Here is a 7,882-nt window from a genome sequence, read left to right on the forward strand (position 1 = left end):
GCGTCAGCGCATCGAGGGCGCCGAGCGGTTCGTCGAGCAGCAGGAATTCAGGTTCGGCGGCCAGGGCGCGGGCGAGGCCGACGCGCTGGCGCATGCCGCCGGAAAGCTCCCAGCTGCGCTTGTCGCCGGCATCGGTGAGCTTCACCAGCGCCAGAAGCTCATCGGCGCGCCGCGCCCGCACGGCCGGCCTGATGCCACGCAGCCTGAGCGCGAAGGCGACGTTTTCACGCGCCGTCAGCCAGGGGAACAGCGCATCATTCTGGAACACAACCGCGCGGTCCGAGCCCGGCGCGGTGATCGGCTTGCCGTTGATGGAGGCACGCCCACGCGCCGGCGCGACAAGGCCGGCGGCGACATTGAGCAGCGAGGTCTTGCCGCAGCCGGAACGGCCGACAAGCACGACGAAGTCGCCCTTGGCGACATCGATCGACACAAGCTCGACGGCCGGCGCCGCCTGGCCGTCATAGTGGATCGAGACCTTGTCCAGTACGAGATGGGGGTCGAGTACGAGATGCGGCATGGGTGCCTCGCTGATTTTGAAGCAAATCCGCCTGCCCCGGCACCGCTCCGCGTCAGCGGTTGCGGGGCCGGCGGCACGCGGCGTCAGGGAAGAAGATCCGCGCGCGTCCAGTGTGAGTCAGGCGCTCAGTTCGAGGCCAGCGCCTCGGTGACATATTTAGACGACACGTATTTCGAATAGTCCGGCAGCACGGCGTCGATCTTGCCCTGCTCCTTGAGGAAGGCCGATGCCGCTTCGATCGCCTTGACCGTGCCGCCGCCGAGGAATTTGTCCGAAGCCTGTTCTTCGAGCGTTGGGAAGACATAGCCCTTGAGCAGCTGCGGCACCTCTTCCAGCTTGGCGCCGGTGAGCTTGGCGATCGCTGCCGCCTGCGGCGACGACACCGACCAGGCGTCGGGCTTGGCCAGGAACTCGGTATAGGCCGCGCCCGCCACCTTGACGAAGTCGCGCACCGCCTCGGGGTTCTTTTCGGCAAAGTCGGTGCGCACGATCCAGGCGTCGAAGGTCGGCGCACCCCAGGCGGCGACCTGCGAGGAATCCAGCACGACCTTGCCGGTCGTCTTGATCTGGCCGAGCGCCGGATCCCAGACATAGGCCGCGTCGATGTCGCCGCGCGAGAAGGCCGCCGCGATTTCCGGAGGCCTGAGATTGAGGATCTCGACCGACTTTGGATCGACGCCCTCATGCTTCAGTGCGGCGAGCAGGCTGTAATGCGTCGTAGAGACGAACGGCACCGCGACCTTCTTGCCGGCGAGGTCGGCGACCTTCTCGATGCCGGCGCCGTTGCGGGCAACCAGCGCTTCGGATTGCCCGATCAGGCCGACGACGAAGATGGTCTGGATCGGCAGCTCGCGGCTGGCCGCCGCCGCCAGCGGGCTCGAGCCGACATAGCCGATATCGACCGAACCGGAAGCGACCGCGGCGATGACGTCGGCGCCGGAATCGAATTTACGCCAGTCGATGGTGGCCTTGGTCGCCTTTTCATAGGCGCCATCGGCCTGAGGCACTTTCGAGGGCTCGACCACCGTCTGGTAGCCGATGGTGATCTTGAGGTCGTCGGCAACGGCCGGGCCGAGGAAGGCCGCACCGGCCAGTGCCGCCGACGAGAGCAGAATGATGCGTCGCGAAATGGTGGACATGAAGGGCTCCTGAAAAGAGAAAACCGGAATGCCCCATGATAGTCAGCTAATTCTATCGTTCTTGTAGAGTTAAATCCTTCCAACCAAAGCGAGCTTGTTAGAAAAAAGCTGTCGGTGCTGGGTGGCGAAGCGGATGTGGCGGCTGCAACCGCCGTCACCGCTCCCGGCGACAGTCGTTCGCAATGGGCTCAGCGGTGCCCCCATGACTTCGTCATCCCTGGGCGGAGCGACGCGAAGCGGAGCGCAGACCCTGGGATCCATGCCGCGACGGTGGCGCGTTGCCGCGGTGCAGGATCTTTCGCCCCGAAGGAGAGAGGCCGCGCGAAACGGCCTTTGTTCTCCACCGTTGCATTCTTCGGCCAATATCACGGCATGGATCCTCGGGTCTGCGCTGCGTCGCTGCGCTCCTTGCTCCGCCCGTGGATGACGAAGTTGGGTTCGTCTCGACAACTGTCGGCACCTCTCCGACACGCGAACAAGAATTCCCCCTCCAGGCCACTCTAGGCAAATCCATACCCCAAACAGCCCTCGATTCGAAAACGCATTCCGCGTGCTCAAGCGTAAGTATAGTATTCTTATCGACATGAGAGAGTTGGAGTCGGCGATGAGCGGCCACCACATCACCATGATCGCTCGCGGCATGGATCGGCTTTCGCCGTCGCGTCAGTCGATGCCAGACGCAGCTGTCCCCCAGGGATCATTTGCCATCTCGCTGCCGTCTAGGCGCATTTTTGTGCTCTATAGGGCACAAGGTCGGGCTAAAATGGCTACGGCGGCTTGAAAACGAAGCAAAATCAACATTGCTCGGCTTGTACATCATGTCACTAGAATTTATGTGTCATGGCAGTCTGGGTGCGGCGGGGACGCGCGCCAGGCATTGCGCAACCGATGGTTCCATGCCGTCGCATGACAGAGAAATTTTGATTTCATGCTCACGAAAAAGGGTAAGTACGGCCTCAAGGCGCTTGTCCACCTCGCGCGATTGCCGGCCGGACAGCTCGCCTTCGTCAACGACATTGCCACCGGCAACAACATCCCGAAGAAATTTCTCGACGCCATTCTGGGCGAGCTGCGCAATGCCGGCTTCGTCCAGAGCCGCAAGGGCAAGGATGGCGGCTATCGCCTCGCCCGGCCGGCGGATGAAATCAAGGTCGGCCATGTCGTGCGCGTCCTCGACGGGCCGCTGGCGCCAATCCCTTGCGCCAGCCGCACCCAGTACCAGCGCTGTGAAGATTGCAACGAGGCGACATGCCAAGTCCGACATCTGATGCTCGAGGTCCGGCAGGCGATCGCCGAGGTGCTCGATCAGCGCAGCCTCGCCGAGATGCGCGATATCGCCCTCGACGACCTTCCGGTCGCGAGCGACATCGACCTTGCGGTCGCCGTGAAGGTCCAGGCCTGACGCCGACGCTTCGGGCACGGTTGGTGCAGGTATGACCGGCCGCGCGAACTCGATCATCATCGTCGGTGGCGGCGCCAGCGGCGTCGTGCTGGCCGCGCATCTCTTGAAATCGCCCAATCCCGATCTGCGCGTCACGCTGATCGAAAAGCGCCCGCATTTCGGCCAGGGCATCGCCTATTCGACGCTGCTGTCGGCGCATGTGCTCAATGTCAGCGCCGCCGGCATGAGCGCCTATGCCGACGACCCCGGCAATTTCTGGCGCTGGCTGCTGGAGCGCGGCCTGGCACGTCAGGACCAGGCGCCGGTCTACGCGCCGCGCAGCATCTATGCCCGCTATCTCGGCGAGTTGCTCGACGAGCTGGAGGCGCGCGAGAAGCAGAGCGGCCGGCTTCGCCTGATCCGCGAGGAAAGTCTGTCGATCACGCCGACCGCGTCCGGCGTCGAGGTGGCGCTGGCCAACGGCACCAGCGTCGTGGCGCATCTGGCCGTGCTGGCGACCGGCCATGACGAGGAGCCGGCGCAAGGCCATGCCATCAGGATGGGCTCGGAAGCCGACATAGCGCTCCCTTCGGACGGCAGGGTCATGGTGCTGGGTACCGGCCTCAGCATGGTCGATGCGTTCCTGGCGCTGGAGCAGCGCGGCCATCGCGGCGACATCATCGCGGTGTCGCGGCGCGGCCTGCTGCCCTCTCCGCATCGCAAGGGCAATCCGATCAAGCTCGACGTCGCCGACATTCCGCTCGGCACCCAGCTGTCCTATTTCGTCGGCTGGTTCCGCGACCTGATCAGGGAAAACCAGAAGGCCGGCATCGACTGGCGCGACGTTGTCGATGGCCTGCGGCCGTTCAATCAGAAGATCTGGCAGAACTGGCCCGCTTCCGCCAAGCGCCGCTTTGTCGAGCATACCAAGGCCTGGTGGGACATCCACCGCCATCGCATGGCGCCGGAGGTCTATGCGAGGGTGACCGAAGCCGTGCAATCCGGCCGCATCCGCCTGGTCGCCGGCCGCGTCGTCGACATAGCCAAGGGCGATGAATTCACCGTCCAGGTCCAGTCGCGCCACACCCAGCGCCTCGAGATCTTCGAGGTCGCGCGCATCTATGATTGCTCGGGTATCGTCAGGGACATTTCCACCTCGTCGAACAGCGTCGTGCGCTCGCTGGTCGATCGCGGCCTGGCGCGGCCGGATCCGCTGCGCATCGGCCTCGACGTGTCGGCCAATTGCGAGATCATCGCCGGCGACGGCAGCGTGTCTGCCAAGATCCTCGCCGTCGGCCCGCTGACCCGCGGCACCTTCTTCGAGATCGACGCCATCCCGGATATCCGCGTGCAGTGTGCGAGGCTGAGCAAGCGGCTTTTGGGCTGATATCGGCGCTCTACGGCGCCCCCCTCTGTCCTGCCGGACATCTCCCCCTCAAGTGGGGAGATCGGCAGCTTCGCTGACAGCACCACCCTTCACGACGCTGGAGAGTTGGCGAAAGCCGTGGTGACAGCCAATCTCCCCACTTGAGGGGGAGATGGCCGGCAGGCCAGAGGGGGCGCTGTCCCGGCGCCCCGCCACGATTTGCGCGATAGCAGCAAACCCGGAATTTCATTCCGCATCTGGCCGGTTGATTGGCACGATCTATCTTCTTTCCGACAGCAAAGGGCTGGAAAAGAGGATATGCTGCCGCTCTGTCTCGAGGCGGTCGCTTGGTCATGGAGCATCGATATGAGCGAGCACGAGATCGCCGCGGCCGACGCGTTGTCGCGCCTGCGTCCGCCCTATAAGTCGGTTCTCGACCTGATCGGCCAGACGCCGGTGGTCGAGCTGACCAAGTTCGACACCGGCAAGTGCCGGCTGTTCATCAAGCTCGAAAGCCAGAACCCCGGCGGCTCGATCAAGGACCGCATCGCGCTGTCGATGATCGCCGCGGCGGAGAGAGAGGGCAAGCTCCGGCGCGGTGGCACCATTGTCGAGGCGACCGCCGGCAATACCGGCCTCGGCCTTGCCCAGGTCGGCATCCCCAAGGGCTACCGTATCGTGCTGGTGGTGCCCGACAAGATGTCGCGTGAAAAGATCCAGCATCTGCGCGCGCTCGGCGCCGAGGTGCGCATGACGCGCTCCGATGTCGGCAAGGGCCATGCCGAATATTACCAGGACATGGCCGAGAAGATCGCGGCTGAAACGCCCGGCGCCTTCTATGCCAACCAGTTCGCCAATCCGGCCAACCCGCTGGCGCATGAAACCACCACCGGCCCGGAAATCTTTTCACAGCTTAACAGTGACGTCGACGCGGTGGTGGTCGGCGTTGGCTCGGGCGGCACGCTGACCGGGCTTGGCCGCTACTTCGCGAAGGTTTCGCCCAAGACAGAAATGGTGCTCGCCGATCCGGTCGGCTCGGTGCTGGCGCCACTGATCAAGACCGGCAAGATGGAAGAGGCCGGCAGCTGGACCGTGGAAGGCATCGGCGAGGATTTCGTGCCGCCCAATGCCGATTTGTCGCTGGTGAAAAAGGCGTACTCCATTCCCGACAAGCAGAGCATGCTGGCAGTGCGCGACCTCTTGTCCAAGGAAGGCATCCTGGCCGGCTCATCCTCCGGCACGCTGCTGTCGGCGGCCTTGCGCTATTGCCGCGAGCAGACCTCTGCGAAGCGGGTCGTCACCTTCGTCTGCGACAGCGGCAACAAATATCTGTCGAAGGTGTTCGACGATTTCTGGCTGGCCGAGCAGGGTCTGGCCGAGCATGAGCAGCATGGCGATCTGCGCGACCTGGTGATGCGCTCGCACCGCACCGGCGACACCGTCTATGTCGGCCCGGACGAAAGCCTGCTCAACGCCTATGGCCGCATGCGCCGTTCCGATGTCTCGCAGCTGCCGGTGCTCGACAATGGCAAGCTCGTCGGCATCGTCGACGAGAGTGACATCCTGGCCAAGGTCGACGGCCCCTATGACGGCCGCTGGGAGCGCTTCAACGGCCCGGTGCGCACGGCGATGACCTCCAATCTGCACACGCTGCAGGCCAGCCAGACGCTGGACGCGCTGCTGCCTGTCTTCGACCGCAACGAGGTCGCCATCATCTTCGACGGCGACGAGTTCGTCGGCCTGATTACCCGCATCGATCTGATCAACCATCTGAGGCGCGCACGATGACTGCTGAAACACCACCGCCGGGCAAGAACCGCCTGGCCTTCTCGACACGCACCATCCATGGCGGTCAGAGCCACGACCCGCTGACCGGCGCGGTGATGGTGCCGATCTACGCCACCTCGACCTATGGCCAGCAGTCACCCGGCGTGCACAAGGGTTTCGAATACGCCCGCAGCCAGAACCCGACGCGCTTTGCCTTCGAGCGCGCCGTGGCCGATCTCGAAAGCGGCTCGGCTGCCTTCGCCTTCGCGTCCGGACTGGCGGCGATCGCCACCGTGCTGGAGTTGCTCGATTCCGGCGCGCATATCGTCGCCACCGACGACATCTATGGCGGCTCCTTCCGGCTGATGGAGCGGGTGCGCAAACGCTCCGCCAATCTGCAGGTCTCGTTCGTCGATTTCACCGACCTCGCCGCCGTGGAGACCGCGATCCGCCCCGAAACAAAAATGCTCTGGGTCGAGACGCCGACCAACCCGCTGCTGCGCATCGTCGACCTCGAAGGCCGTCGCGGCTCTGGCCAAACGCAAGGGGGTTCTCACGGTCGCCGACAACACGTTTTGCAGCCCCTATATTCAGCGGCCGCTGGAGCTCGGCATCGATATCGTGGTGCATTCGACGACCAAATATCTCAACGGCCATTCCGACATGGTCGGCGGCGTCGCCGTGGTCGGCGACAACAAGGATTTGGCCACCCAGCTGAAATTCCTGCAGAACGCCATCGGCGCCATTTCGGGTCCGTTCGACAGTTTTCTGGCGCTGCGCGGCCTCAAGACGCTGGCACTCAGGATGGAGCGTCATTCCGCCAACGGCCTCAAGATCGCGCTGTGGCTGGAAGGCCGCAAAGATGTGCGCCGCGTCATCTACCCCGGCCTCGCCAGCCATCCGCAGCATGAGATCGCCAGGCGCCAGATGCATGCCTTCGGGGGCATGATATCAGCCGTGCTCGACCGCGACCTTGCCGGCACAAAAAAGTTCCTCGAACGCACGCAGCTGTTCACGCTCGCCGAAAGCCTCGGCGGGGTGGAGAGCCTGATCGAGCACCCTGCGCTGATGACGCATGGCTCGATCCCGGCCGAAAAGCGCGACGAGATCGGCATATCGGATTCGCTGGTGCGGCTGTCGGCGGGCATCGAGGATGGCGATGATCTGATCGCGGATCTGGATCAGGCGCTGGGGGGCTGAGGGGCCTGATGTCGCGGCGAGGAAGATGCTACGGCGCAGGGTAACTGGTTTCTGTAGTGATCCTTCACACCCCCCTCTGTCCTGCCGGACATCTCCCCCGCAAGGGGGGAGATCAGATGTCACTTCCGCTTTCGCCAATCTCTAACGTTGCAAGACGAGCAGCGACATTGAAACTGCCAATCTCCCTCCTTGCGCAGGACTGTCCGGGGAAAGTTATTCATATATGAAGGCCATCTGATTGAGGCAGGATCGGTCTCTTGGTCGGCTCGGATTGACCGGCGGCGGCTTATCGATGGCGTGTATTTTTCGCCGCCCGAACAAGTATTGGGCGACCAGCTCTGTGAACCTCAGGATTGGAATGACGACACCTCGGGCGCGCGCGACGATGCGCAGCAGTGCATAGGCGATCATTGCCGCGAAGAGCTGCAGGCGGATTGCATTGCCGTTGTTGCCCAGGAACTTGCCGATCTTGAGGTGCTGCTTGATCCAGCGGAACAGAAGCTCGATTT

5 protein-coding genes and 2 pseudogenes are annotated in these 7,882 nt (G+C 63.8%); 4 read left to right on the plus strand and 3 right to left on the minus strand.

All coding sequences use genetic code 11. The features are described from left to right. Together NKJ06_RS33280 and tauA are read right to left on the minus strand one after the other, a co-directional pair. Window positions 1-520: ATP-binding cassette domain-containing protein (locus tag NKJ06_RS33280; RefSeq protein WP_352812150.1), on the minus strand; the 520-nt coding region annotated here is incomplete at its 3' end. Window positions 521-645: 125 nt separating this feature from the next. Further along, window positions 646-1,659: a taurine ABC transporter substrate-binding protein gene (gene tauA / locus NKJ06_RS33285; protein WP_352812152.1), complete on the minus strand. Its 1,014-nt coding sequence runs from the start codon at window positions 1,657-1,659 to the stop codon at window positions 646-648. Between the two features lie 928 nt (window positions 1,660-2,587). On the opposite strand from tauA, the gene NKJ06_RS33290 reads away from it, so the two are divergent. The 4 genes and pseudogenes from NKJ06_RS33290 to NKJ06_RS33305 all read left to right on the plus strand — a co-directional run bounded on the left by NKJ06_RS33290 (window position 2,588) and on the right by NKJ06_RS33305 (window position 7,373). Further along, entirely contained in the window at window positions 2,588-3,061 is a 474-nt protein-coding gene (locus tag NKJ06_RS33290) for an RrF2 family transcriptional regulator (RefSeq protein ID WP_352634735.1), read from the plus strand. A 31-nt stretch (window positions 3,062-3,092) separates the two neighbouring features. Next, the gene (locus tag NKJ06_RS33295; RefSeq protein ID WP_352812154.1) at window positions 3,093-4,427 is read left to right on the plus strand and encodes an FAD/NAD(P)-binding protein; all 1,335 of its coding nucleotides are present in this window, start codon (window positions 3,093-3,095) and stop codon (window positions 4,425-4,427) included. Window positions 4,428-4,772: 345 nt separating this feature from the next. Continuing rightward, entirely contained in the window at window positions 4,773-6,194 is a 1,422-nt protein-coding gene (locus NKJ06_RS33300; protein ID WP_352634741.1) for a pyridoxal-phosphate dependent enzyme, read from the plus strand. Then, window positions 6,191-7,373: pseudogene (locus NKJ06_RS33305) on the plus strand (trans-sulfuration enzyme family protein). Before NKJ06_RS33300 ends, NKJ06_RS33305 begins: the two are co-directional and overlap by 4 nt. 213 nt (window positions 7,374-7,586) lie before the next feature. Here NKJ06_RS33305 and NKJ06_RS33310 read toward each other — a convergent pair. Next, window positions 7,587-7,882, minus strand: a pseudogene (locus NKJ06_RS33310) (IS4 family transposase); the annotation flags it as partial.

The sequence above is a fragment of the Mesorhizobium sp. M0293 genome (genome assembly GCF_040321735.1).
GTDB lineage: Bacteria > Pseudomonadota > Alphaproteobacteria > Rhizobiales > Rhizobiaceae > Mesorhizobium.